The sequence below is a fragment of the Ferrimonas senticii DSM 18821 genome (assembly GCF_000422665.1).
GTDB lineage: Bacteria > Pseudomonadota > Gammaproteobacteria > Enterobacterales > Shewanellaceae > Ferrimonas > Ferrimonas senticii.
Genome location: NZ_AUGM01000011.1, coordinates 18,015 through 43,360, shown reverse-complemented (window position 1 = coordinate 43,360; position 25,346 = coordinate 18,015). Strand labels below are relative to the sequence as shown.

Sequence of the window (25,346 nt, the reverse complement as noted above, 5' to 3'; positions counted from 1 at the left end):
ACAACGGTGCTCACTATATTAATCACGATTTCAGCAAGCGAAGTTAGGCCGCTTTTACGGATTACCGCTACTCCCTTTTTTAAACGGCTACACATCCGCCAGCAGCGAAATCTCTCGGCGTAACCACCCTTTCGATGCACGGCGATAGCATCGCTCATGCCACATTAGCGTGGATCCAGATGAGTGGATCCACGCTGGATCTAAGGAGTGGATCCACCAAGTGCGATGCAGCTGGATCCAATATCTGGGCCTTCGGTTCATGGGGTTAAGAGGTGGATCCACGTTAAAGCCGTTTTTAGCCGCGCCCAATTTTTCTAAAACACAGTACGGTTAACATTTTTGTAACTGTTATAACGGCGCATCATGGCCCGTTATTACTTCTCACAAGCCTTCAGCTCGTTGGCAGTCATCGCTAAATCCAACCGCCAGTACAGCCTAACCAAGTTGTGACTAAAGCTGTGACTAAGAAACAGAAATCGGCAAAAAGAACAAAGCTAATCTATTGATTAAAAAGATAAACCCACTCGCCACTCAACATTCAAATCCAAAACATCGAATAATCATAGGGTTAACCTAGAATCCTTAGACAAAAAGCCATCGATGTCGATGGCTTTTTTGCATTTACTCACTAGCGATTTCACTTGCAGCCTACCAACGCCCCCGCCTCAGATATCGATTGCCAACCCCCAGCCTACGCATAAAAATCCGCGCCAATCGCCATTGATGCCATGCATCAACCTTCAGCCACCGCCTGTGGCTCAAGCCGGCGTTCGATTTTTACCACAACAATCGCTGTCCCTATGAACACCAATCAACCAATCAATATTGATGAAAAAATCTCGATTGCCCGCTCGCTGTCCCTTGGCGCTCAGCACGTGCTGGCAATGGATCTCTATATCGTACCAATCATTCTGGCCAGCCTGTTGTCGTTAACCGTGGCCGATACCTCGTCACTGATCCAGATGACGTTTGTGGTCGCCGGCCTTGCCACCATTATCCAATCCGGACTATTGCTGCGCCTACCGGTGATGCAAGGGCCATCCTACATTCCTATTGGTGCTATCGCCGCCATTGGTAAAACCCTGGGTATGGGGGCGGTATATGGTGCCCTGATCCCCGTGGCGATCATCGTCGCTTTGCTGGGTAAACCGCTTAATCTATTCAGTAAGGTAGTGCGCAAACTGGTGCCGCCAATTGTCGGTGGCACGGTGATCATCGTGGTTGGGATCTCGCTGCTACCCGTCGCCTTTAGCAGCATCTACAGTGGTGAGCAGGCCAGCCAAAACGTGATTGTGGCGCTGATCAGCATCGCCGCCCTGTGCGCCTTTATCCTGCTGGGTTGTCTTAACAGCAAACTGCATTGGCTGCGGTTAACTTCGGTAATGGGCGCCATTGTCCTTGGCACCATCGCTGCATCCTTCTACGGTATGACCGACTTCTCTTCGGTAGCTCAGGCGGCGTGGTTTGAACTGCCAACCCTGCTGCCGTTTGGCGAGCTGGTGTTCGATCCGATTGCCATCCTCACCATGCTGTTTATCTCGATGATCGTTCTGGTGGAAACCACCGGTACCTGGTGTGCGGTTAGCGCGGTAACCCAAGTGCCACTGGAAGATGAACGCCTAAACCGCGGCGCTACCGGTGAAGCGGTTGGCCATGCGATTTGCTCACTGCTGGGCGGCAGCCCAGTGACCGGTTACTCCACCAACGCCGGCATTATTGCGGTAACTGGGGTTGCTTCTCGACGCGCCATCATTGCCGGCGGCGCCATCCTGCTGCTGTTGGGCCTGATGCCAAAACTGACCAGCCTGATCGCCTCCATCCCACAGCCGGTGATCCTGGGGATCTTCACCGTGATCTGTGTGGTGATTGCGATGAACGGTTTCCGAGTGATCCAAAACGTACAACTGACCGAGCGCAATATGCTGGTGGTCGGCCTGCCAATCATGCTGGCATTGGGCGCGGTGCTGATGCCAAGCGAGCTGAAATACGGTCTGCCTGAATTTTTAGGCTATCTGGTTAACTCCGGCATCGCCATCGGCGCACTGGCGGCAGTGATCCTCAATTTTATCCTGCCACACGATAAGGCGGCGCAATGATCAACCTAGCCCATCTGAATCTCGACCAAATCCGCTTGGCAATTCGCGGTGATGCCTTTCACTGCCCCAGCGCTAATGACTTCCAGTTTCAGCCTAATCTGCTGATCTTGGTTGATGAGCATGGCGACATCGCCGCCTGCGTCAGCGACCAAGATCCGGCGCAAGCCGCACTGGTGGAAGCATTGAGTCAACAAGGCAAGTTGCAACAACTGCAAGCTGGCCAATACCTGCTGCCGGGTCTGGTGGATCTGCACTGCCACGCACCGCAGTGGCCACAAGCCGGTAAAGGCTTGGATCTGCCGCTGTACGACTGGCTACAGAACTACACCTTCCCGCTGGAAAACCGTTACCAAAGCAACGAGTTCGCTCAGCCGGTCTATCAGGACGTGAGCCGTACCCTGCTGGCCAACGGCACCACCAGCGCGGTCTACTTTGCGTCCATTCACCGTCAGTCTACCGAGGTGCTGGCGCAGACCTGTCTGCAACTCGGCCAGCGCGCCTACGTTGGCAAAGTGAATATGGACAACGCCGAACAGTGTCCAGAGTTCTATCGCGAAGCCGACACCGACGCAGCGATTGCCGATACCGAAGCGTTTATTCAGAACGTGCAGAGTCTGGCCGGCAATCAACACGGCTTGGTGCGCCCAGTGGTAACCCCACGCTTTGTCCCAAGCTGCACCCCAATGATGCTGAGCAAACTGGGGGCCTTGGTGCAAAAGTACGATGTCCACATGCAGACCCATTGCTCTGAAAGCGACTGGGCACGGGATTACGCGCTGCAACACTTTGGCTGCAGCGATGTGCAGATCTACAGCGATGCAGGGCTGCTTAACAACAAGTCGGTACTGGCTCACTCAATCTTCCTGACCGAGCAAGATATCGCCCAGATCAAGCAGGTGGGTGCCGGTATCGCCCACTGCCCCCTGTCGAACATGTACTTTGCTAACGCGGCGATGCAAACCCGCGAACTGCTCGACAGTGGCGTGCAGATCGGCCTTGGCAGTGACATCGCCGGGGCGCCATCACCGTCGATTTTCCGCGCTGCTTTTGATGCGGTAAGCCACTCTCGGGTGCGGGAAGAGGGGGTCGATGTCCATCTGCCGGCCAACCAGCGCGGCAGCGCCAACGCTCGCATCAACTTTGTTGAAGCGTTTTGGATGGCCACCGCCGGTGGCGGCCAGGTGCTTGATAGTGCCGTTGGTCAATTCCAGCCGCGCTACCACTTCGATGCCATCGTGGTTGAAGCCAGCCCGTTTATCGGCAATCTGCGGATCTGGCCAGAGTTCGATTCACCACGAGACATTCTGGAGAAGATCGTCTGTTTGGCGCAAAAAGAGAACGTCAAGCAGGTCTGGATACAGGGGCAACAGCGACTGTAACCGAAGATTGTCATCCTGACTTTTTGCGCTCGGTATTCACTGCGGATCCCGAGCGTAATTGTCTTAAAAATTAGACAAAAATCTTCCATCAATTGCGCGTTGCTGAGTTAGAATCCCCGCCCGCCGTTACCCTAGCGGCACTCGTCTAGGCCAAGCGCAGCAACCACGCTGCCATGTTGTTTGAGCACCCCATGAAGAAACACCTAATTGCGGCATCCTTGGCGATGCTAATGATGCCAGCGGCCACCCTTGCTGCCCCTAATTTGGCCGTCAGCGCCGTTAATGGCTTGGCACAAAACATCACCCCAGAACACAAACAGATGGCGCTGGAATTTCTTCAGCAGCAGCTGTCTGAGCACTGGCAGCCAACCGCCAAAGGCCTGACCGAAGCGCAAGAGCAGCGTCAACGCGCCACTACCTTGCCAGAAAAAGCGTTCTTCGGTGACACCAAACAAGACGCCTACGACGAGATCAACAGCCTCTACAAAAACCTGTTCCAAGACATGTTGGATGAGGATATCCAGAGCTACCGCAACAAGCTGCAAAAGCACGATGCCGAGATCGCGCAGTACTCCGCTGAAATCGCCGATATGAAAGCCAATTTGGCGTTCGTGTTCGAACAGCAAGAGATCGATCAAGTGCGCACCAATGTGAAGCGCAAAGAGCAGCAACTGTACAGTGCCGAACAGCAGCGCAACGCGGTGCTGCAAGGGGTGTCCGAGCAGTTGGGTCTGCACGGCGTATTCCTGAGCAACAAAGAGATTGAAGCGCTGCTTAGCCGGGTTAACAGCGACGATATGATGGCGGCGATGACCGTGTTCCCAATCATGCGTGAGATGGTTAGCCAGCTGGCGGTGGCCTCGCAAAACGCCAGCGGCAACCTGCAAGTGGCCAAGCGCTACTACGGCCTGTTCTCGGAACTGATCGCGCTGCAGCTGTACATCTACGATCAGTTTGAAGATCGTCTGACCTACAACTACATCCCGAAACTGGAGCGGATGCGCTTTGAATCCGAGCGTTTGGTTCGTGAAACTAAACAGCTGCTGGCCAACGCCACCCCAGATGTGAAGCCAATCTACGAAGCCAACATCAAATCGCAGCTGATCAACCTCAAAGCGGTGGATCTGTACAGCAAGGTACTGAAAAAAGACCGCGAGCGTTTCAACAAGTCGAAGCTGCTGGTGCAAAACAAGAAGCAGGCCGCCGACAACACCTTGGCAACCGTCAGCAACAGCCAGTCCATCGGCATGCTGATCAAAGATTCAACCGCGATGTTTGATAGCGTGATCGCCCTCAGCACCCCAGAGATCATCGTCTTTGATAACAGCGCCCTGGAAGCTGAGTTTGCTCAGCTAACCCTGCGTCTGCAAGCGGAGTAAATAGCATGTGGCGTACTCTCCTAGCCATGCTAGCGGTAGCCTCGCTTTCTGGCTGTGCCTCATCGGCGATGAAAGCTCACGAGCAGATGGCCGAGCAAGCGGAAACCTCCTGCGCGCTGTTAGAAGCGCAGCCACAGTGTGGCAGTGCACCGGTTAACCGCGCGGTAAAACCGAAAGGCGCTGAACGGGTCCAAGATAAGTCGATCAATCCGTGTCATTGGCAGCTAAAAAGCAAAATGGCTAAAGCACTGCAAGACGACTTGGAATTCGCCAAGATGGGCATCGATAACTACAACAACGTTAACGAACGCCAACGCCATTTCGAACGCGACTGGAAGCAAGCGGCAACCAAAGCCTGCGGTCCGTTCAAACAAGATATGGTGCTCAATCAAAGCCAACCGTGGCGCCAGTACCGCAGCGATCTGAAGTCATTTAATCAGCAACAGCAACGCTATCAACAGTGCGCCAGCGAACGTCAGCGCCTGCAACAAGCGTGCGATGCCGATAGCCAGCAAGCGGCGCAACTGGGTGAACAGGTATCGACCGTCGACAAAGTGATCTATTACAGCACCATGGTGCCGGTCTATATCATTGCCGTGCCGTTTGTGATCCTGCACGCCATCGTCAAATAGCGGGTTCACTGCGCAATCTTACTAGCCTCGCTTCACGCGGGGCTTTTTGTTGTCTTACGCTCGCGCTATGGTCGGGCTATCGCGTTTAACTAATTATCCCTTATGGACTTTTCTCCTCTTATGACGGCCGCTGCCGAAATCGGCCTGCTGCTGACACTGGCAAGCGCCGTCAGCGTTGCCGCCACCGTGCTGTGGCAACGACCGCAGCGCCGCCGATTGCAGCAGCTGCAACAACAGCAACTGCTGGATCAGCAACAGTTGCAACGGTTGCAACCGCTGGAATCACGCAGCACCTTACAGCAGCAACAACTGGCCGAACTGCAGGCGCAACTGGCAGCGGCCCACAGCAACCGGCAACTGCTGCAACAGCAACTGCGGGACAAAGAGCATCGACTGGAGCAGCAATCCCACGAACTGCTGGCACTGGCCACCGAACGCCAAGAGTTAGCCACCACCCTCAGTGAAAAGCAGCAGCACTTCCAGCAGCAACTGCAGCTGCTGGAACACAACAAAGCGCAGTTGGCGAATCAATTTGAGCAGTTGGCGGCGGAGATCTTAGAGCGCAAAGGTCAAGCCTTTAACGCCATGAACAAAGAGGCGATGAGCCACATCCTGACCCCGATCCACGCCGAACTGAAAGGCTTTAAGGACAAGGTCGAAACCATCCATAACCAAGAGACCGAGCAGCGCACCAAGCTGCGCACCGAACTGGAAAACCTGCAAAAGCTTAACCAAGCGATCACCGCGCAAGCCGACAAGCTGACCACCGCACTGCAAGGCCAGAAAAAGGTCCAAGGTAACTGGGGCGAGCTGATGCTGGAAAACGTGCTGGATAACGCCGGCCTGCGCCTTGGTAAGGACTACCAGCGTGAGGTCAGCTTTACTACCGAAGAGGGGCGCTTACGGCCGGATGCCATCGTCTATCTGCCGCAGGGCAAGCATCTGGTGGTGGACGCCAAAACCTCACTGAACGCTTACACCCGTTTTGTGAATGCCGACGATGAGCTAGAACGCGCAACTGCGCTTAAACAGCATGCGGCGGCAGTGCAAGATCGCATCAATGAATTGGCCAGCAAGCGCTACAGCAAATTACCGGGGCTCAATTCACCAGAAGTGGTGATCATGTTCATCCCGGTAGAATCCGCCTACGTGGAGGCCCTGAAAGCCGACGACACCTTGTTTCAGCGGGCATTGGAACAACACATTCTGGTGGCAACCCCAACCACCTTGCTGACCAGCCTCAATATCGTTCGTCAGCTGTGGCGCTTAGAAGATCAGAGCAAACACAGCGCCGAGTTGGCCAATCGTGCCGAGAAGTTTTACAGCAAGTTGAACGCCTTTTTGGTCAGCATGGAACAGGTTGGCAAACAGCTCGACAGCGCCAGAATCAGCTACGACAAAGCGCTGGGGCAGCTCTACAGCGGCCGCGGCAACCTGATCAAGCAAGCTTCCGAATTCAAAGAATTAGGGGTGGCGGTGCAGAAGGAACTCTCCCCCGCCTTGGTCGACAAAGCCAATCTCGAACTGGAACATCTGCCGGAATTGCCGAGTCACAGCAACGTCAGTCAGTAGCGCAATTGCAACAACGCCGAACGACAGCATCGTTCGGCGTTGTTATTAGGAGGTGTTGACGCTTAAGCGCGGCGGCCTTGGTAAGCGGCCAGCATCCACACCTCTTTCTCTTGCTGCGACACGTAATCGCTCAACAGCGCGGCGGTGCCTTCATCGCCCAAATCACCGGCTGCGGCCATCAATTGGCGCTGTTGCTGCAGCAGCAACTGATAGGCAGCCAGGATCTTATCGATCGCCAGAGTGCCGTCGGCAAGGTTTTTAGCCTCTTCAATTTGGCTGATCGCCAGATAATCGCTGAACGCATGCAGCGGTTCGCCGCCCAAAGTCAGGATCCGTTCGGCCAACTCATCCACTTTGATCAGCATCGCATCGTAGATCTCTTCAAACTTGGCGTGCAGCTCAAAGAAGTTGCTGCCACGCACGTTCCAGTGAAAACCACGCACGTTCATATACAGCACTTGGTAGTTTGCCAACAGCTGATTTAAGCCGGCTGCCAGTTGCTGTGCCCCTTGTTGTTCCAAGCCAATCAAGTTAGTCGCCATGGTGATTCTCCGCTTAAGTTTTGATGACAGCACAGAGTGTAGAACCAACAAGGATCCGATGATAACGCAACAATTGAATCGCAATAATCGATTTAAAATGAGTTTTGATATGACTAATGCGATTGCGACACAACAGGCTTAGCATTGAGCTAATTTGCGATGGACAAAAAAATACCAGCCTGCACGCTGGTATTTTTAAACGGAGATGATGATGAATGAAGAAACTCAACAACCAGCTAATCTGCCAATTGGCTTGTCGTTGTTGCTTCGACAACTTCAATGTAACCCAGATCAAAGCGAACACAAAATCATCTATGTGAATCACAGTTATCGGAAAAATCAGCGCACATAAATTCGACTGGCATTCAGGCGCCAGTCAACGGTTAGCCACTCACTTAACGTGGCAAGTGCAGCAATAGTTGGTCATCGGGTTGGCTCATGATAAAGTTGCGCGCTTTAATTTTATCCGGCGCTGGCAAGGTCACCTTGGCGGCGCGGTTCAGTTTTAGCCTGGCCTACACTTAGGCCAACAACGTCAGGAACGGATCATGGCACGCCGTGGCAACTTGTTTATCGTCGCCGCCCCCAGTGGCGCCGGCAAATCGTCGCTGATCAGCGCACTTTTGCAGGATAAACCTGCGGACATGCAGGTGTCGGTGTCTTCGACCACCCGCGCCCCGCGCCCAGGTGAGCAAGACGGAGTCCACTACCACTTTCTGTCGGTAGAGCAGTTCAAAGCGCAAATCGAGCAGGGCCACTTTTTTGAATACGCCGAAGTATTCGGCAACTTCTATGGCACCTCGAAACTGACCATCGAACAAACCCTCGCTAACGGCATCGACGTTTTCCTCGATATCGATTGGCAGGGCGCCCGTCAGGTAAAACAGCAGCTGAGCGATGCCGTGGGGATCTTTATCCTGCCGCCATCGAAAGCGGAATTGGAACGTCGCCTAACCGGCCGCGGCCAAGACAGCCAAGAGGTGATCGCCGGTCGCATGGCCGAAGCGGTGGCAGAGATGTCCCACTTTGACGAGTTTGACTACGTCATCGTCAATCAGCAGTTTGATACTGCCCTGACCGAACTGAAGGCCATTGTCCAAAGCCAACGTAACCGTCTGGCTAGGCAGGCAGAAGCGCACAGTGATATGCTTGCAGAGTTATTGTCGCGATAACGCTTTTTAAGTACACTTTTGCGTCATTTTTTTAATCGTTTAGACACAGGAGTTCCTCGTAATGGCACGGGTTACTGTAGAAGACGCCGTAAACCAAATCGGCAACCGTTTTGACCTAATCCTGGTTGCAGCGCGCCGCGCCCGCCAGTTGTCCGTTCAGGGCAAAGAAGCACTGGTGGAAGAGGAAAACGACAAGTCCACCGTTATCGCTCTGCGCGAAATCGAACTGGGCCTGATCACCTCCAGCACTCTGGACGAACAAGAGCGTCAAGCTGAGCGCGAAAAAGAAGCCGCTGAGCTGGCTGCAGTAGCTGCCATCGCTGAAGGTCGCACTCTGTAATTGCTCGGTAACAGCCTGCCATTGGCAGGCTGTTACGTTTCCTCAGGAGGTCGCTGTTGTACCTGTTTGAAAGCCTAAAAGAGCTGGCCGCCAGTTATCTCGAACCGCAACAGGTTGAACAGCTAACACTGGCCTACATCACTGCCCGTGATGCCCACGACGGTCAGATGCGCTCCAGTGGCGATCCCTATATTACTCACCCAGTTGCGGTTGCCCGTATACTGGGTGAGATGCGTTTGGACCACGAAACGTTGATGGCAGCACTGCTGCACGACGTGATCGAAGACACCCCCACCACCAAAGCCGACTTGGCCACCCTGTTTGGCGACACCGTTGCTGAACTGGTCGAAGGCGTATCCAAACTGGATAAGCTGAAGTTCCGCGACCGCGAAGAAGCGCAGGCCGAAAACTTCCGCAAAATGGTGATGGCGATGGTCAAGGATATCCGCGTTATCCTGATCAAACTGGCCGACCGCACTCATAACATGCGCACCTTGGGCTCGCTACGTCCCGACAAGATGCGCCGCATTGCCCGCGAAACTTTGGAAATCTACGTGCCACTGGCTAACCGCCTTGGCATCCACAACGTTAAAAACGAACTGGAAGACTTAGGTTTCCGCGCCCTGCACCCGATGCGTTATCGCGTGCTGAAAGAGGTGGTGTTTGCCGCCCGTGGCAATCGCAAAGAGCTGATGAACAGCATCGAAGCCGCCATCCAAGGCCGCCTCGAAGATTCCGCTATTAAGGCCACCGTCTACGGCCGCGAAAAGAACCTGTTCTCCATCTACAAAAAGATGGTCAGCAAAGAACTGCAGTTCCAAGACGTGATGGACATCTACGCGTTTCGGATCACCGTCGATGATATCGATACCTGCTATCGCGTCCTCGGTGCTATGCATAACCTCTACAAGCCCCGTCACGGCCGCTTTAAAGACTACATCGCGATCCCTAAAGCCAACGGTTATCAAAGCCTGCACACCTCGCTGTATGGCCCACATCAGGTACCGGTAGAGATCCAAATTCGCACCGAAGAGATGGATCAGATGGCGGATCGCGGCGTCGCCGCCCACTGGCTGTACAAAAACCAAGAAGATGGCGCCACCGCCGCCCAGATCCGGGTGCGCAAATGGATGCAGACCCTGATGGAGCTGCAGCAAAGTGCCGGTAACTCATTTGAATTTATCGAAAGCGTCAAAAACGACATGTTCCCGGACGAGATCTACGTCTTCAGCCCGAAAGGGCGAATCCTGGAACTGCCAGCCGGTGCCACGGCGGTCGACTTTGCCTACGCTGTCCACACCGACATCGGCAACGAATGCGTTGGTGCGCGAGTAAACCGTCAGGCCTACCCATTGTCAAAAGCGTTGGAATCGGGCCAAACCGTCGAAATCATCACCGCCCCAGGGGCACGGCCGAACGCCGCTTGGCTCAACTTCGCGGTCACCGGCAAGGCTCGCGCCAAGATCCGTCATGTGCTGAAAAACGTCGCCCAGACCGAATCGGTCACCTTGGGCCGCCGCTTGCTCAACCATGCCTTGGGCGATCTGCGCTTGGATGATATCGATGCCGATAAGCTGCAACAGGTGATCGACGCCTCCAACTACGACAGTTTGGAGCAACTGCTGTCGGCCATCGGCCTTGGCAATGTCATGAGCCTAGTGGTCGCCCAGCGCCTACGCGGTGAAGCAGAAATCGTTGCCAGCAGTCGCGACAAGATGCCGATCAAAGGCGCCGAAGGGATGCTGGTTACCTTTGCCAAATGCTGTCGTCCGATTGAAGGCGATGACGTAGTGGCTCATGTTAGCCCCGGTAAAGGGCTGGTGGTTCACATCGACACCTGCCGTAACATCGCTAAACAACTGGAAAGTGAACCAGAGAAATTCCTAACGGTAGAGTGGACCGACGACGTCGATGCCGAATACCTTACTGAACTGCGAATTGAACTGGTGAACCACACCGGTGCGCTGGCCAAGTTGACCACCGTCATTGCTGAAGCCAACGCCAATATCCATAACATCTACACCGAAGATCGCGATGGCCGTACCTACGTGATTACCATGACCCTGACGGTCAGTGACCGAGTCCATTTGGCCAACGTACTGCGCAAGATCCGGGTGATGGATGACGTTATTAAGGCCTCTCGCGGCCGCAACTAACTTGAGGGAAACAACAATGGCAGAAAAGATCATTATCGCCACCGACAACGCCCCAGCGGCAATTGGCACCTACTCTCAGGCAGTAAAAGTGGGCGATACCGTATACCTGTCTGGTCAAATCCCGCTGGATCCAAAAACCATGGAGAAAGCCGGTGAAGACTTCGACAGCCAAGTAGTACAGGTATTTGAGAACCTAAAAGCGGTCTGTGAAGCCGCCGGTGGTTCCATCCAAGATATCGTAAAACTGAACATCTACATGCTGGATCTGGCCAACTTCGCCAAAGTAAACGAAGTGATGGCGCAATACTTCCAGCAGCCATACCCAGCTCGTGCAGCGATTGGCGTTAAGCAACTGCCAAAAGATGTGCTGGTCGAGATGGACGGCGTGATGGTGCTGTAATACTGGTTTAAATTGCCTCACTCGGCGTTATTCAACTTACTGGTAGAGCCACTAGCAGTAAGTTGAATGCCTTGATTGAGGCAATTTACCCTTGCGTATTAACGATGGGAGCTGCGGCTCCCATTGTCATATCAAGTCGATGACCAACATCAATCGCCAGCGCTGTTATCTCGGCGATAATCGGTCAAACGACATCCAGACAATGGATTGAATAACCCCCAAGTGGCAAAGGATAAGCCATGACCCCAGAACGCCTCGCTCGCATCAATGCGATGCTGGATAACCGCCAAATCGATTTAACCGTCTGTTTGGAAAATATCCACAAACCCCACAACCTCTCTGCAGTGATCCGCACCGCCGACGCGGTCGGCATCAGCGATGTTCACGCCATTTGGGCCGAAGATGGCTACCAGCGGATCTCCAACCACAAAGCCTCGGGTTCCGGTCAATGGGTTGATCTGCACAGTCACCACAGCACCGACGCCGCCGTGGCGCATTTTCGCGGCCAAGGGATGCAGGTGGTGGTCACCAACTTAAGCACCGATGCCTGTGATTTTCGCGACATCGATTATACCCAACCAACGGTGCTACTGATGGGCAATGAACGCGATGGCATCAGCGATCGCGCCCTCGCTCTGGCCGATAAACAGATCCAAGTGCCGATGGTCGGGATGGTGCAATCGCTGAATGTATCCGTGGCGGCGGCGCTGATCTTGTATGAAGCTCAGCGCCAACGGCAACAAGCCGGCTTGTATGGCACCCGCACCATCGATGACGCCCGCGCCCAACGGATCCTGTTCGAGGGCGGCCACCCAATCTTCACCAAATTGTGCCGCCGTAAAAAACTGCCCTACCCGCGCATCGATGCCGATGGCCAAATCGAGGCACCGGAATCCTGGTGGCAAGCAATGCAGTTGCGTTCGGTCAGCTGAAGATTATTGTTCTGTATCATCCACCACCGCATTAGCTGTACAAAACATCACCAATCGTTCGCCTTTTATATTGAAAAACGCTAGTAATAACAGAGTGGTAGTCATGCGCGTTGAAGTCAGTTGCCACTGGTTCGACCGGTTTTAACTGCCTATCTAGCCGGAAGCTAGGGGATACTTCTAACAAAAAAGGAACGATAACAATGTCTAACCAACCGTTGCTGCCACTGCAGCATCTCGCCCATTGGGCCGAACAACAACCACAAAAAGTGTGGCTACGACAGCCACGCGAGCGCCAGCTACACGATATCAACTGGGCTGAAGCGTACGACCAAGTAAAGCGGCTGGCTGGGGCACTGCAACAGTTGGGGCTGGTTGCCGGCGATAAGGTCGCCATCCTGTCAAAGAACTGTGCCGAATGGTTTCTGACCGATCTGGCGCTGCAAGCTGGCGGTTTTATCAGTGTGCCGATCTACCCTACCGCCAGCGCCGAAACCGTGCGTTACGTGCTTAATCACTCCGGTGCCAAGGCGATCTTCTTAGGCAAGCTTGACGATCCACAAGCGCTTGCCAGTGCGGTACCAGAAAATCTGCTGCGCTTCGATATGAACCATCCAACGCTGCAATGTCAGTACAGCTGGTCACAGCTGCTGCAGATGGCCGAGCCCATTGAGCTGGAGATCCCGCTGCCAGACGACTTGATGAGCATCATCTATACCTCTGGCAGTACCGGTAATCCCAAAGGTGCGATGCTTAAGTACGGTGCCTATGCCTTTGCCGTCGACATCATGCTCCAAGAACTGCAAGCCACCCCAGAAGATCGGGTGATCAGCTACCTGCCACTGGCGCACATCACCGAGCGCAGCTACATCGAGGGCACTGCCACCGCCTGTGGTGGTACCGTCTACTTTGTTGAAAACCTACAAACCTTCGTCGACGACGTTAAGGTGTGCCAACCGACGCTGTTCCTATCGGTACCGCGCCTGTGGACCTTGTTCCGCGCCCAAGTCATCGAGAAGATCGGCTCCGCCTCCAAGCTGGATCTGCTGTTGAAACTGCCGATCATCAAAGGCATTGTCGCCAAAAAGATCCGTGACGGTCTGGGCTTAAACCACGCCCGAATGCTCGGCTGTGGCTCTGCGCCTGTGGCACCGGCGCTGCTGCGCTGGTATCAAACCGTTGGCATGAATATCTCCGAAGCCTGGGGGATGACCGAAACCGCCGCGCTCGGCACCATTGGTATTCCGTTTCGCAGCGACAAGATCGGCAGCGTTGGCCGCGCGCCGATGAACTGCGAGCTAAAACTGGGCGACAACAACGAACTGCTGTTTAAAAGCCCGGCGCTGTTTAGCGGCTACTACCAAAACGACGCCGCCACCGCCGAAGTGTTCGATGAAGATGGCTTCTTCCGCACCGGCGATCAGGGCCACATCGATGCCGATGGCTACATGACCATCACCGGCCGCATCAAAGACAACTTTAAAACCGCTAAAGGCAAGTTCGTCGCTCCAGTGCCAATTGAAGCCAAGTTGGCGCAAAATCCGCTGATTGAATTGTCTTGCGTGATTGGCTCCGGCCAGCCTTACCCGGTGGCCCTGCTGCAATTAACCGAAAGCGCGCAAATGATGGATCGCGCTGAAGTCGAAACCGCACTGAAAGAGACCATCAGCCAGATCAATACCTTGATGGAAAGTCACGCCACCTTAGGCGGCGCCCTGCTAACCAAAGAACCGTGGACGGTAGAGAACGACGTATTGACCCCAACGTTGAAGATCAAACGTCATGTGCTTGAGGAGCGCTTTAACGAGATGATCGGCGACATTCGTAAAGAACAGATCATCTGGCAGTGATATTCCTCATTAGGACGATTCGCTAACAGCGTTGGCCTTCGCCGCCGGCAGTGATAACATCTGGATAAATAAACAGTATCTATGAGTCCGATGTGAACAGCTGCGGCGGCGATGTACTTCGTGAATTACCAGTAACCTCCCTCAAAGGGGTGGGCGATAAATTAGCCGAAAAACTGGCACGACTTGGGATCAGCACCGTCCAAGATCTGCTGTTGCATTTGCCGCTGCGTTACGAAGATCGCACCCGCCTGTGGCCAGTGGCCGCAGTGTTGCCCGGCCAACACGCCACCGTCGAAGGCGAAGTGGTCGAAGCCAGCATCAGCTATGGCCGCAAGCGAATGCTGACGGTCAAACTGGTAGAGGACAGTGGCACCATCACTCTGCGCTTCTTCAACTTTGCCACCGCTCAGAAAGATGGCTTTAAAGTCGGTGCACGCGTGCGCGCCTTTGGCGAGATCCGCGCCGGCATGCGCAGCGCCGAGATCATCCATCCGGAATACCATATCCTCGGCGACAGCACCCACCCGCTGCTGGAAGACGCGCTAACGCCGATCTACCCTAGCACCGAAGGTTTAAAGCAAGCGGGACTGCGCAAACTCAGCGAGGAAGCGCTGAAACTGCTGCAATATCATCAATTGCCAGAGCTGCTACCGGAAGGGTTATACCCACACCAGATCTCGCTAACCGAGGCCATCCGCTACGTCCATCGCCCCGATCCCGACGCCGATCAGCAACTGCTGCTGGATGGCCAACATCCAGCCCAGCAACGCTTAGTGTTGGAGGAGTTGCTGGCCCAGAACCTGTCGATGCTGCAATTGCGCCAGCAAACCGGCGGCACCCAAGCGTGGCCATTGACCATCAATACCGAGCTGGAACAACGCTTCTTAAGCCAACTGCCGTTTACCCCCACCGGCGCCCAGCAACGGGTGATCAAAGAGATCCGCGCCGATTTAGCGCAAGCCGAGCCGATGATGCGCTTGGTGCAAGGAGATGTGGGCTCCGGTAAAACCCTAGTGGCCGCCCTCGCCGCCCTAACTGCCATCGGCCAAGGCCAGCAAGTGGCGCTGATGGCGCCAACCGAAATCCTCGCCGAACAACACGCCATCGCCTTTGGTAACTGGCTCAAGCCCCTCGGCATTGAAGTGGCATGGCTGGCCGGTAAGCTCAAAGGCAAAGCCCGCGAGGCCACCTTGGCCGCCATTGCCGATGGCAGCGCCCAGATGGTGGTCGGCACTCACGCCATCTTCCAAGCGCAGGTGCAGTTTGCTCACCTAACTTTAGCGATCGTCGACGAACAACATCGCTTTGGGGTTCATCAGCGGTTAGAGCTGCGCGAAAAAGGCCACAAGGATGGTCGCTACCCGCACCAGTTAATCATGACCGCCACGCCGATCCCGCGCACCTTGGCGATGACCGCCTACGCCGATCTGGATGTTTCGGTTATCGATGAACTGCCACCGGGACGGACGCCAATTACCACCGTTGCCATCGGCGATAATCGTCGTGATGAAGTGATCGAACGGGTTCGCCAAGCCTGCGTTGAAGGTCGACAGGCCTACTGGGTATGCACCTTGATCGACGAATCGGAAGTGCTGCAGTGCCAAGCGGCGGAAGACACTGCCACTGAGCTAACCGAGCGCTTGCCCGAGCTAAAAATCGGTTTGGTCCATGGCCGCATGAAAGCCGATGACAAACAGCAGGTGATGCAGCGCTTTAAAGCGGGCGAACTGCATCTATTGGTGGCAACCACGGTGATTGAGGTCGGCGTCGATGTGCCCAACTCCAGCTTGATGATCATCGAAAACCCCGAGCGTCTTGGCCTCGCCCAGTTGCATCAGCTGCGTGGCCGGGTTGGTCGTGGCAGCGTCGCCAGCCACTGCGTATTGCTGTACCACGCGCCGCTATCAAAAACCGCCCAAGCGCGCTTGGGCGTACTTCGACAAAGCAACGACGGCTTTTTGATTGCTCAACGCGACTTGGAAATTCGCGGTCCCGGCGAAGTTTTGGGCACCCGCCAAACCGGTTTGGCCGAGATGAAAATCGCCGATCTGGTACGCGATGCCGCATTAATCCCGCAGGTACAGCGGTTAGCAGCGCACCTAATGAGCCATCACCGCGAACGGGTGCCGGCAATTATTGAACGTTGGCTGGCAGGAAGAGAGATCTACTCCCAAGCTTGATCGGGATCGAGTACGGCAGCGATTCTGCTAGACACCATGGCTCAGAAAGCCACAATCAACAGATTCAGAATTAAGGGAATATTACCCGATGAATGAACACAACAGCAGCCAAGACGGCAAGCTCAATCCGCTGCTTGTCGGCGCAGTGACAGTCGCCATCGTCGGCTGTGCTGGGGCGTGGTACTGGCTTAGTGATAGCACCAGCGAACCCTCCCGCCCAGAACCGATCGCGCCGGTGGTGATCCCAGAACCAACGCTGCCGATTGAGCCATTGCCGGTAGAGCCGGTGGTCGAGCCAGAGCCACAACCCGCGCCAGCCGCCAAACCGCAACCCGAACCGGCAGTGGTTGAACCGACGCCCGCACCAGAGCCACAGCCGCAACCCATCAAGCTGCCGAGCTTGGACGACTCTGACGACTTCAGTTTAAGCCTCCTGGCTGACATCGCCGATGGCATGCAGATCGACAGTGCGTTGCGACAGGACAATCTGCTGCGCCGCACCGCGGTATTTGTCGATAACCTAACGGCGGGCGAGCTGATGCGCAGCCAAGGGCCACTGCTGCCACAAACCGAAAGCTTCACAGTGCTGGAGTTAAATAACGCCATCTATCTGGACCCAGAGGGCTACCGTCGCTTTGATAAAATGGCAGATTTTCTCTATCGCCTTGATGAGGCCCAGCTCAGCACGGCTTATCTGACCATCGAACCACTGCTGGATAGCGCCTATCAAGAGCTCGGCTATCCACAAGGGCAGTTCCGTAACACCCTGTTTAACGCCATCGATACCCTGTTGGCGGCGCCAGAATACGACCAACCACTGGCACTGAAGAGCTACAGCGTGAACTACACCTTTGCCGACGACGACATCGAAGCGCTTAGCGATGCCCATAAGACACTGATCCGCATGGGTCCTAGCAATACCCGCAAGATCAAGTCGCTGCTTACTCGCTTCAAAAGCGCATTGAATGAATAGACCCGAATAGTTGTCAGTTGTCAGTTGTCAGTTGTCAGTTGTCAGTTGTCAGTTGTCAGTCATTAGTTAACAGCAGGTCGCAGTAAACCAAAAGGGTAGCTCCGTGAGCTACCCTTTTGCGTTTACTGATAACTGACAAATCACTGCTAATAGCTGGCAATGATTAGCAATTAGCTCTTGAGATTAAACGTCACTGGGCCATCGTTGGTCAGGGACACCTGCATATCAGCGCCGAACCGACCGGTTTCTACGATCATGCCTTGGCTACGGCAGTACTCAACAAAGCGCTGGTACATCACTTCCGCCTCGCTTGGGTGGGCCGCGCAGGAGAAACTCGGGCGCAGGCCTTTTTCAGTATCCGCCGCCAGCGTGAATTGGCTGACCACCAACAAACTGCCACCGGCTTGCTGGACGTTCAGATTCATCTTGCCGTCAGCGTCGCTGAAGATCCGATACTTGATCACCTTATCCGCCAGCTTCTTCAGCTTGGCGTCGTCGTCGTCACGCTCAACCCCCAGCAGCACCAGCAGACCAGTACCAATTTGGCCGGTCACTTCCTCAGCCACTTCCACCTTGGCTTGGCGCACTCGTTGGATCAACGCAATCATGGTTCTCTCACCCCACCACTAAAAACGCTCATCTTGGCGAAGATGAGCGTTTTCAACAAGGGCGATTAAGCACTTTCCAGCGCTGGATCGTCAGGCTCTCGCGGACACACAAAGTATTCCGGCAGGGCCGCCGTCACCGTCGCCCCAAACAACACAATCAACCACGACAGGTAAACCCAGACAAACAGAATCGGGATCACCGCTAAGGCGCCATAGATCGCCTCGTAGGATGGAAAGCTAGTGACATACCAGGCAAAGCCCTTCTTGGACGCTTCAAACAGCAACGCCGCCACCATCGCCCCAAACACCGCATGCCACAAGCGCACACGGGTGTTGGGCACCAGCAGATACAGCAGCGCAAAGGCGCTGATCGACAGCAAGAACGGCAACCGCGCAATCAAAAAGGTGTACAGCCCAGAAACATTGGGATCGTCAAACAGCTTCAGGGAGGTCACATAGGTGGTCGCGGCTATGCTCGCGCCAATCAGCACTGGCCCTAAGGTCAAAATCATCCAGTACAGTGAAAAGGAAAAGACCCAACGGCGGTGATTTTCAATCTCAAAGATCCGATTCAGCGCCTTATCGATGTTGCTGATCAGCAACAGCGCAATCACCGCCAACGACAAGATCCCCACCGCGGTCATCTTCGAGGCGTTATCAATAAACTGCCCCATATACTGCTGGATCACCCCGCCGGCTGCAGGAATAAAGTTTTCAAAAACAAAGGATTCCAGCTTAGCTCGGGTGCCAGCAAAGCCAGGGAACGCCGAGAAGATCGACAGCGCCACCGACAGCAACGGTACGATGCTTAACAACGTCACGTAGGCCAAATGGCCGGCGGTGATCTGCAGCCCATGGTTGTGACAACGCTTCACCAGAAACGGCACAAAACCCGGCAACTGCCGCCACGGCATCGCCACCATCACCGTGCGGATCCGTGCACCTAAGTCCATAATCTACTCCTGATAATCGCTCTGGCGCAGTGTATAACAATCAGGCACCATAGCGGCATTACCCTGAATTCCATAAGGAAATTAAACTGATGGCTGAACAAGGTTCTGCCGGCAATGTGATTGCCGCCCTGGCTAGCGTATTTTTCCCAGGTCTTGGGCAACTGATCCAAGGTCGGATCCTGCCGGCGTTTTTATTCTTTATCTTTCTCGTCACAGGCTATGCCATCGGTCCGTGGTTGTTGTTCATTCCGTACGTTATCGTGCTGCCTGTGCACCTGTGGTGCATCATCGACGCCGCCAAATTTAAGCCTTAAGAGGAACACGCCATGCGTTATCTGATTTTAGCCTTTACCCTGCTACTCAGCGGCTGCCAAAGCGCCTACTACGCCGCCGCCGAGCAAGTCGGCTACCATAAGCGCGAAATCTTGGTTGACCGTGTCGAAGACACTCAAGAAAGCCAACAGGAAGCGCAGCAGCAATTTTCCTCCGCACTGGAACAGTTGAAAACTCTGGTGAGTTTTGATGGTGGCGATCTGGAAGCGGTGTACGACCAAGTTAAGGGCAAGTACGACGATTCCAAAGCCGCTGCCGATTCGGTCAGCAGCCACATCGACGCCGTGGATGACGTTGCCAACGCGATGTTCGATGAATGGCAGGATGAAATTGGCCAATATCAATCCGCCAATCTCCGCCGCAGCAGCGAACAGCAACTGCGAGACACTAAGCGCCGCTACGCCGACATGCTTAGCGCCATGCGCCGCGCCGAAGACAAAATGGAACCGGTACTGCGCCGTTTGAAAGACAACGAGCTGTTCCTTAAGCACAACCTCAATGCCTCGGCGATCAGCGCCATCGGCAACGAATTCAGCTCGCTGCAGGTCGAAATCAATCGCCTGATCAAAGAGATGAACAGCGCCATCGCCGAATCCGACCAGTTTATTGCTACCCTCAAGTAAGCGGGTTGATACCATCAAGAGGCGCCAATCGGCGCCTTTTTAGTTGGGCAACGCTATGGTTGTCGGTAAACTGCGCCGCCTAATGGCAGCCATTAAGTGATCATCATGGAAAAACGTCTTAATAAATTCATCAGTGAATCGGGCTTTTGCTCCCGCCGTGAAGCGGACAAATTGATCGAGCAAAACCGCGTTACCATCAATGGTCGCCTGCCAGAGCTGGGCACCAAGGTTGGTGCGGGCGATAAAGTGGCGGTCGATGGCCGGGTGATCAAAGCCAGTGCCAGCGATAAAGCCGATCGGATCTACATCGCTTACCACAAGCCGGTAGGGATCACCTGCACCACCGAACGCGATGTCCAAGGCAACATCATCGACGCCATCGGCCACAAGCAGCGGATCTTCCCGATTGGCCGTTTGGATAAACCCTCTGAAGGGCTGATCTTCCTGACCTCCGATGGCGACATCGTGAACAAGATCCTGCGCGCCGAAAACGCCCACGACAAAGAGTACATCGTCACCGTAGATAAGCCGGTGAGTGAGCGCTTTATCGAACGAATGAGCCGCGGCGTGCCAATTTTGGGCACCGTCACCAAACCGTGCCGCTGCGAAGTGATCAGCAAGTTCACCTTTAAGATCATTCTGACCCAAGGGCTGAACCGTCAGATCCGCCGGATGTGTGAATACCTTGATTACAACGTGGTGACCCTGAAACGCACCCGGATTATGAACGTGTCGCTGGATGGCTTACGTCCAGGCGCATGGCGCAACCTGACCGAGCAAGAGATGGCCGAAATCAACCGCGCCGTGCAAGGTTCCAGCAAAACCGCCGCCAATACCGCCCAGCCGAAAGCGGATTACCACTCGCCAAAACGGATTAAACCAGAAGGCGATAAACCCCGCTCCGGCAACCCTCGCCGCCCATCCGGCCAAGGTGAAGGCCGCGGGGTACTGGACAACCCGCGCTACGGTCGTAACGAGCAAGGCGGTCAAGGGCGTCCAAGCAACAGCGGCCGCAGCCAAAAGCCACAAGGCAGCAAGGTGTACGTGAATCCCAATGCACCGAAAGCGGGCAACGACAAGCCAAAACGTTCAGGCAACACCTTAAGCTTGAAGCGTAAGTAAGCCAATGCACCACAATGGGCAGTCCACCGGACTGCCCATTTTTTATGACCGCAAAAACAACAAAGGCACCCGTGGGTGCCTTTTTAATCCAGTGATTGGCAGCTAATTACCAACCACGGCTATTTCGCCAAGAATCTTACTTCTTAGAATCACGAGAAGCGCGCTTACGCTCGTTCTCGGTCAACAGCTTCTTACGGATACGGATGTTTTCTGGGGTTACTTCCACCAGTTCATCGTTGTCGATGAATTCCAGTGCTTGTTCCAGAGTCATCTTGATTGGCGGAGTCAGAACCTGCGCATCGTCAGTACCAGAGGCACGTACGTTGGTCAGCTGCTTGCCTTTCAGGGCGTTAACGGTCAGGTCGTTGTCGCGGCTGTGGATACCGATAACCATGCCTTCGTACACTTCGGTACCGTGGCCAACCATCAGACGACCACGCTCTTGCAGGTTGAACAGCGCGTTGGTCAGTGCTTTACCGGTAGCGTTGGCGATCAGTACGCCGTTGTTACGCTGGCCGATAACGCCGCCTTTGTGCGGGCCGTACTGCAGGAAGGTGTGGTACATCAGACCAGAACCAGAGGTCAGAGTCATGAACTCAGTCTGGAAGCCGATCAGACCACGTGCTGGCATGATAAAGTCCATACGGATACGGCCTTTGCCGTCTGGCGCCATGTCGGTCAGTTCCGCTTTACGCAGACCCATCTTCTCCATGATAGAGCCCTGGTGAGCTTCTTCCACGTCGATGGTTACGGTCTCGTACGGCTCTTGCAGCTCGCCATCGATGGTGCGCATGATTACTTCAGGACGGGATACCGCCAGCTCGAAGCCTTCACGACGCATGTTTTCGATCAGGATGCCCAGGTGCAGTTCACCACGGCCAGAAACTTTGAACTGATCTGGGTTTTCGGTTTCTTCAACGCGCAGTGCTACGTTGTGAACCAGTTCCTTCTGCAGACGCTCCAGAATGTTACGGGAGGTCACAAACTTACCTTCCTGACCACAGAAAGGCGAGGTGTTCACCTGGAAGGTCATGGTCACGGTAGGCTCGTCCACAGACAGTGGTGGCAGCGCTTCTACTTCAGATGGACAGCAGATGGTGTCAGAGATCTTCAGATCACCCAGACCAGAAATCGCGATGATGTCGCCCGCTTGCGCTTCTGCAACATCGTGACGCTCCAGACCCATGTAGCCCAGAACCTGACCTACTTTGCCGTTACGGATGTGACCGTCAGCGCAGTGGATGGTTACCTGTTGGCCCACTTTTACTTTACCGCGAGATACACGGCCAACGCCGATTACGCCCACGTAAGAGTTGTAGTCCAGCTGAGAAACCTGCATCTGGAACGCACCCTCTGGATCACCAGCAGGGGCAGCAACTTCGTCAACGATGGTCTGGAACAGTGCGGTCATGTCAGGAGCAGACTCGCCCTCTTCGGTAGACGCCCAACCGTTCAGTGCGGAAGCGTAAACTACTTTGAAGTCCAGCTGTTCGTCGGTCGCACCCAGGTTGTCGAACAGGTCAAATACCTGATCCATTACCCAGTCAGGACGAGCGCCAGGCTTGTCGATCTTGTTGATAACCACGATTGGCTTCAGACCCTGAGCAAACGCTTTCTGGGTTACGAAGCGAGTCTGTGGCATTGGGCCTTCTTGGGCATCAACCAGCAGCAGTACGGAGTCAACCATGGACAGAACGCGCTCTACTTCACCACCGAAGTCGGCGTGTCCTGGGGTGTCCACGATGTTGATGCGGTAGTCGTTCCACTTAATGGCGGTGTTTTTCGCCAGAATGGTAATACCACGCTCTTTTTCAATGTCGTTGGAATCCATTACACGCTCGTCTAGGTCAACGCGCGCGTCCAGGGTGCCAGATTGGGAAAGCAGTTTATCAACCAGGGTAGTTTTACCGTGGTCAACGTGAGCGATGATCGCCACGTTACGCAAATTTTCGATGCTCAAAGTCAGTCTCCGGGCAAAGGGGTAATAAGGGCATGGCTCTAGTCTAGGCCATCCCCAAAAGACAACCCCTTTGAGGGGGTAATAGAATTTCGCCGACAGGCGATAAGGCGCAAACGTGAGGCCTGCGCCATTTTGGCGGGCAAGTGTAAAGGAATGATGGTTAAACTGCGACAATTAAGCGGCAATTTTTGATTAAAAAGCAATCAGTCATGGTGATAAACTGGCGCCGCTGCAGATTGATGCAGTAACGCCTTGAGATCCAAGGCTTAGGATGAGCCACGCAATTGCACCAAGTTGGTGCAACAGGCAAACTCCTGCGCACCAAGTTGGTGCCATCGCGTCCATCAGAAACGCACCAACTAAAGCAAGGCTGTTTTAGATCAATAACTTAGAAAGTTGGCACAGTAATCGCTATAACCGTGCCAACACTCTGGTTTATCGAAATTTTATGCCATTGGAGGCAGTTAGGATGTCCGTCGAAAACGTTTTTAAACTCATCGAAGAAAATGAAGTGAAGTTTGTAGACATGCGCTTTACCGATACCAAAGGTAAAGAGCAGCACGTTTCCATCCCAGTTAACCAAATCGACGCCGACTTCTTCGAAGACGGTAAGATGTTTGACGGTTCCTCCATCCAAGGTTGGAAGGGCATCAACGAATCCGACATGATCCTGATGCCAGACCCTGCCACTGCGGTTATGGACCCATTTACCGATGAGTCTACCCTGAACATCCGCTGTGACATCATCGAGCCAGCCACCATGGAAGGTTACGATCGCGATCCGCGTTCTATCGCCAAGCGCGCCAAGGCGTACATGCAGTCCACCGGCATCGCTGACGACTGTTTCTTTGGTCCAGAGCCAGAGTTCTTCCTGTTTGACGACGTTAAGTACAAGACCGACATGTCCGGTTCTATGTACAAAATCGACGCTGAAGAAGCGGCTTGGAACTCTGACAAAGAGTACGAAGGCGGCAACAAAGGCCACCGTCCAGGCGTGAAAGGCGGCTACTTCCCAGTATCCCCAGTGGATTCTGCCCAAGACATCCGTTCTGCCATGTGTCTGGTACTGGAAGAGATGGGCCAAGTAGTTGAAGCCCATCACCACGAAGTGGCCACCGCAGGTCAGAACGAGATCGCCTGCCGCTTTAACTCCATCGTCGAAAAAGCCGACGAGATCCAGGTAATGAAGTACGTGATCCACAACGTGGCCCACGTTTACGGCAAGACCGCCACCTTTATGCCTAAACCAATCGTTGGCGACAACGGCTCTGGCATGCACTGTCACCAGTCTCTGGCAAAGGATGGCGAAAACCTGTTTGCTGGCGACAAATACGGCGGCCTGTCTGAAATGGCGCTGTACTACATTGGCGGCATCATCAAGCACGCTCGTGCTCTGAACGCGCTGACCAACCCATCCACCAACTCTTACAAGCGTCTGGTACCACACTTCGAAGCTCCGGTAATGCTGGCCTACTCTGCCCGTAACCGTTCCGCTTCTATCCGTATTCCAGTGATCCCAAGCCCGAAAGGTCGCCGCATTGAAGTGCGCTTCCCAGATCCAACTGCCAACCCATACCTGGCGTTCTCCGCCATGCTGATGGCCGGTCTGGACGGTATCCAGAACAAGATCCACCCAGGCGAAGCGATGGACAAAGACCTGTACGATCTGCCAGCAGAAGAAGCGGCCGAGATCCCAACCGTGGCTACCAGCTTGGACAACGCACTGGATTGCCTGGACGCCGACCGCGCGTTCTTGACCGCCGGTGGCGTGTTCTCTGACGACTTCATCGATTCCTACATCGAACTGAAGCGCGCTGAAGCCGCTCGAGTGAACATGACCACTCACCCGCTGGAATTTGAGATGTACTACAGCTGCTAAGCTTTGCCGCTTACAACCCGCAGGGGCTGGCCAAAAATAACAATAACAAGGCCAACTTTAGCCACTGCGGGGGTTTGAGAGTCGCGTCCGCTGTCAGCCAACTTACTTAATCCAGCAACGGGTCAATAAGAGCCCGAGTCTGAATTAAATTAAGGACAGCCAACAAGAATAATTCGTAGGACCGCTCACCCAACTACCCTAACCCACTCAGTTTGAGTGGGTTTTTTTTCGCCTGTCAAAGCCCTACACTCTGTACATATTTTCTGCA

General features: G+C 54.4%; 21 protein-coding genes. 17 read left to right on the top strand and 4 right to left on the bottom strand.

The features are described 5' to 3' along the window. Positions 1–800 precede the first annotated feature (800 nt). The 5 genes from G506_RS0108020 to G506_RS19215 all read left to right on the top strand — a co-directional run bounded on the left by G506_RS0108020 (position 801) and on the right by G506_RS19215 (position 7,058). Positions 801–2,096, top strand: coding sequence for a solute carrier family 23 protein (locus G506_RS0108020; protein WP_028116412.1), 1,296 nt, complete (start codon positions 801–803; stop codon positions 2,094–2,096). Next, complete coding sequence (guaD, locus tag G506_RS0108015) at positions 2,093–3,475, top strand: guanine deaminase (RefSeq protein WP_028116411.1); 1,383 nt, start codon at positions 2,093–2,095, stop codon at positions 3,473–3,475. Before G506_RS0108020 ends, guaD begins: the two co-directional genes overlap by 4 nt. Positions 3,476–3,666: 191 nt before the next feature. Beyond that, positions 3,667–4,854, top strand: a complete 1,188-nt coding sequence (locus G506_RS0108010) for a hypothetical protein (RefSeq protein ID WP_028116410.1) — start codon at positions 3,667–3,669, stop codon at positions 4,852–4,854. A gap of 5 nt (positions 4,855–4,859) precedes the next feature. Beyond that, positions 4,860–5,486, top strand: coding sequence for a hypothetical protein (locus G506_RS0108005; protein ID WP_156904845.1), 627 nt, complete (start codon positions 4,860–4,862; stop codon positions 5,484–5,486). Between the two features lie 120 nt (positions 5,487–5,606). Continuing rightward, the gene (locus G506_RS19215) at positions 5,607–7,058 is read left to right on the top strand and encodes a DNA recombination protein RmuC (RefSeq protein ID WP_156904844.1); all 1,452 of its coding nucleotides are present in this window, start codon (positions 5,607–5,609) and stop codon (positions 7,056–7,058) included. A gap of 62 nt (positions 7,059–7,120) precedes the next feature. Here the strand turns inward: G506_RS19215 and G506_RS0107995 are convergent, their stop codons facing one another. Then, positions 7,121–7,600: a Dps family protein gene (locus tag G506_RS0107995; RefSeq protein WP_028116408.1), complete on the bottom strand. Its 480-nt coding sequence runs from the start codon at positions 7,598–7,600 to the stop codon at positions 7,121–7,123. Between the two features lie 548 nt (positions 7,601–8,148). On the opposite strand from G506_RS0107995, the gene gmk reads away from it, so the two are divergent. From gmk to G506_RS0107940, 8 genes are all read left to right on the top strand, one after another. Further along, on the top strand, positions 8,149–8,772 hold the full coding sequence (gmk, locus tag G506_RS0107975) for a guanylate kinase (RefSeq protein ID WP_028116407.1): 624 nt from the start codon (positions 8,149–8,151) through the stop codon (positions 8,770–8,772). A gap of 61 nt (positions 8,773–8,833) precedes the next feature. Continuing rightward, complete coding sequence (rpoZ, locus tag G506_RS0107970; RefSeq protein ID WP_028116406.1) at positions 8,834–9,112, top strand: DNA-directed RNA polymerase subunit omega; 279 nt, start codon at positions 8,834–8,836, stop codon at positions 9,110–9,112. 56 nt (positions 9,113–9,168) lie between these two features. Further along, on the top strand, positions 9,169–11,268 hold the full coding sequence (gene spoT, locus G506_RS0107965; RefSeq protein WP_028116405.1) for a bifunctional GTP diphosphokinase/guanosine-3',5'-bis pyrophosphate 3'-pyrophosphohydrolase: 2,100 nt from the start codon (positions 9,169–9,171) through the stop codon (positions 11,266–11,268). Between the two features lie 16 nt (positions 11,269–11,284). Beyond that, positions 11,285–11,668: a RidA family protein gene (locus G506_RS0107960; protein WP_028116404.1), complete on the top strand. Its 384-nt coding sequence runs from the start codon at positions 11,285–11,287 to the stop codon at positions 11,666–11,668. Positions 11,669–11,907: 239 nt separating this feature from the next. After that, positions 11,908–12,600, top strand: coding sequence for a tRNA (guanosine(18)-2'-O)-methyltransferase TrmH (gene trmH / locus G506_RS0107955; RefSeq protein WP_028116403.1), 693 nt, complete (start codon positions 11,908–11,910; stop codon positions 12,598–12,600). Positions 12,601–12,800: 200 nt separating this feature from the next. After that, a complete protein-coding gene (locus G506_RS0107950; RefSeq protein WP_028116402.1) occupies positions 12,801–14,447 on the top strand; it encodes an AMP-binding protein in 1,647 nt (548 codons plus the stop codon). Between the two features lie 92 nt (positions 14,448–14,539). Continuing rightward, the gene (recG, locus tag G506_RS0107945) at positions 14,540–16,627 is read left to right on the top strand and encodes an ATP-dependent DNA helicase RecG (RefSeq protein WP_028116401.1); all 2,088 of its coding nucleotides are present in this window, start codon (positions 14,540–14,542) and stop codon (positions 16,625–16,627) included. Positions 16,628–16,715: 88 nt separating this feature from the next. After that, on the top strand, positions 16,716–17,600 hold the full coding sequence (locus G506_RS0107940) for a DUF3014 domain-containing protein (RefSeq protein ID WP_028116400.1): 885 nt from the start codon (positions 16,716–16,718) through the stop codon (positions 17,598–17,600). A 170-nt stretch (positions 17,601–17,770) separates the two neighbouring features. On the opposite strand, the gene dtd is transcribed toward G506_RS0107940, so the two are convergent. Together dtd and G506_RS19210 are read right to left on the bottom strand one after the other, a co-directional pair. Beyond that, positions 17,771–18,208, bottom strand: coding sequence for a D-aminoacyl-tRNA deacylase (dtd, locus tag G506_RS0107935; RefSeq protein ID WP_028116399.1), 438 nt, complete (start codon positions 18,206–18,208; stop codon positions 17,771–17,773). A 65-nt stretch (positions 18,209–18,273) separates the two neighbouring features. Further along, positions 18,274–19,161 carry a virulence factor BrkB family protein gene (locus tag G506_RS19210; RefSeq protein ID WP_051201992.1) on the bottom strand — a complete coding sequence of 296 codons (888 nt, stop codon included), beginning with the start codon at positions 19,159–19,161 and terminating at the stop codon, positions 18,274–18,276. A gap of 89 nt (positions 19,162–19,250) precedes the next feature. On the opposite strand from G506_RS19210, the gene G506_RS0107925 reads away from it, so the two are divergent. From G506_RS0107925 to rluF, 3 genes are all read left to right on the top strand, one after another. Then, complete coding sequence (locus G506_RS0107925; RefSeq protein WP_028116398.1) at positions 19,251–19,475, top strand: hypothetical protein; 225 nt, start codon at positions 19,251–19,253, stop codon at positions 19,473–19,475. 12 nt (positions 19,476–19,487) lie between these two features. Further along, a complete protein-coding gene (locus tag G506_RS0107920; RefSeq protein WP_028116397.1) occupies positions 19,488–20,117 on the top strand; it encodes a DUF2959 domain-containing protein in 630 nt (209 codons plus the stop codon). Positions 20,118–20,222: 105 nt separating this feature from the next. Continuing rightward, positions 20,223–21,239 (top strand): 23S rRNA pseudouridine(2604) synthase RluF, encoded by a 1,017-nt coding sequence (gene rluF / locus G506_RS0107915; protein WP_028116396.1) that lies wholly within the window; start codon positions 20,223–20,225, stop codon positions 21,237–21,239. A gap of 136 nt (positions 21,240–21,375) precedes the next feature. On the opposite strand, the gene typA is transcribed toward rluF, so the two are convergent. Next, the gene (gene typA / locus G506_RS0107910) at positions 21,376–23,199 is read right to left on the bottom strand and encodes a translational GTPase TypA (protein ID WP_028116395.1); all 1,824 of its coding nucleotides are present in this window, start codon (positions 23,197–23,199) and stop codon (positions 21,376–21,378) included. Positions 23,200–23,668: 469 nt separating this feature from the next. Between typA and glnA the strand changes: the two genes are divergently transcribed. Beyond that, a complete protein-coding gene (glnA, locus tag G506_RS0107905; protein ID WP_028116394.1) occupies positions 23,669–25,078 on the top strand; it encodes a glutamate--ammonia ligase in 1,410 nt (469 codons plus the stop codon). Positions 25,079–25,346: the final 268 nt, after the last annotated feature.

Coding starts and splice junctions, on each gene's coding strand:
- G506_RS0107940 (WP_028116400.1), top strand. CDS start 16,716: ATGAATGAACACAACAGCAGCCAAGACGGCAAGCTCAATCCGCTGCTT.
- rpoZ (WP_028116406.1), top strand. CDS start 8,834: ATGGCACGGGTTACTGTAGAAGACGCCGTAAACCAAATCGGCAACCGT.
- G506_RS0107950 (WP_028116402.1), top strand. CDS start 12,801: ATGTCTAACCAACCGTTGCTGCCACTGCAGCATCTCGCCCATTGGGCC.
- G506_RS0108020 (WP_028116412.1), top strand. CDS start 801: ATGAACACCAATCAACCAATCAATATTGATGAAAAAATCTCGATTGCC.
- G506_RS0107960 (WP_028116404.1), top strand. CDS start 11,285: ATGGCAGAAAAGATCATTATCGCCACCGACAACGCCCCAGCGGCAATT.
- G506_RS0107920 (WP_028116397.1), top strand. CDS start 19,488: ATGCGTTATCTGATTTTAGCCTTTACCCTGCTACTCAGCGGCTGCCAA.
- G506_RS19210 (WP_051201992.1), bottom strand. CDS start 19,161: ATGGACTTAGGTGCACGGATCCGCACGGTGATGGTGGCGATGCCGTGG.
- G506_RS0108005 (WP_156904845.1), top strand. CDS start 4,860: ATGTGGCGTACTCTCCTAGCCATGCTAGCGGTAGCCTCGCTTTCTGGC.
- trmH (WP_028116403.1), top strand. CDS start 11,908: ATGACCCCAGAACGCCTCGCTCGCATCAATGCGATGCTGGATAACCGC.
- G506_RS19215 (WP_156904844.1), top strand. CDS start 5,607: ATGACGGCCGCTGCCGAAATCGGCCTGCTGCTGACACTGGCAAGCGCC.
- G506_RS0107925 (WP_028116398.1), top strand. CDS start 19,251: ATGGCTGAACAAGGTTCTGCCGGCAATGTGATTGCCGCCCTGGCTAGC.
- guaD (WP_028116411.1), top strand. CDS start 2,093: ATGATCAACCTAGCCCATCTGAATCTCGACCAAATCCGCTTGGCAATT.
- G506_RS0107995 (WP_028116408.1), bottom strand. CDS start 7,600: ATGGCGACTAACTTGATTGGCTTGGAACAACAAGGGGCACAGCAACTG.
- gmk (WP_028116407.1), top strand. CDS start 8,149: ATGGCACGCCGTGGCAACTTGTTTATCGTCGCCGCCCCCAGTGGCGCC.
- G506_RS0108010 (WP_028116410.1), top strand. CDS start 3,667: ATGAAGAAACACCTAATTGCGGCATCCTTGGCGATGCTAATGATGCCA.
- rluF (WP_028116396.1), top strand. CDS start 20,223: ATGGAAAAACGTCTTAATAAATTCATCAGTGAATCGGGCTTTTGCTCC.
- glnA (WP_028116394.1), top strand. CDS start 23,669: ATGTCCGTCGAAAACGTTTTTAAACTCATCGAAGAAAATGAAGTGAAG.
- dtd (WP_028116399.1), bottom strand. CDS start 18,208: ATGATTGCGTTGATCCAACGAGTGCGCCAAGCCAAGGTGGAAGTGGCT.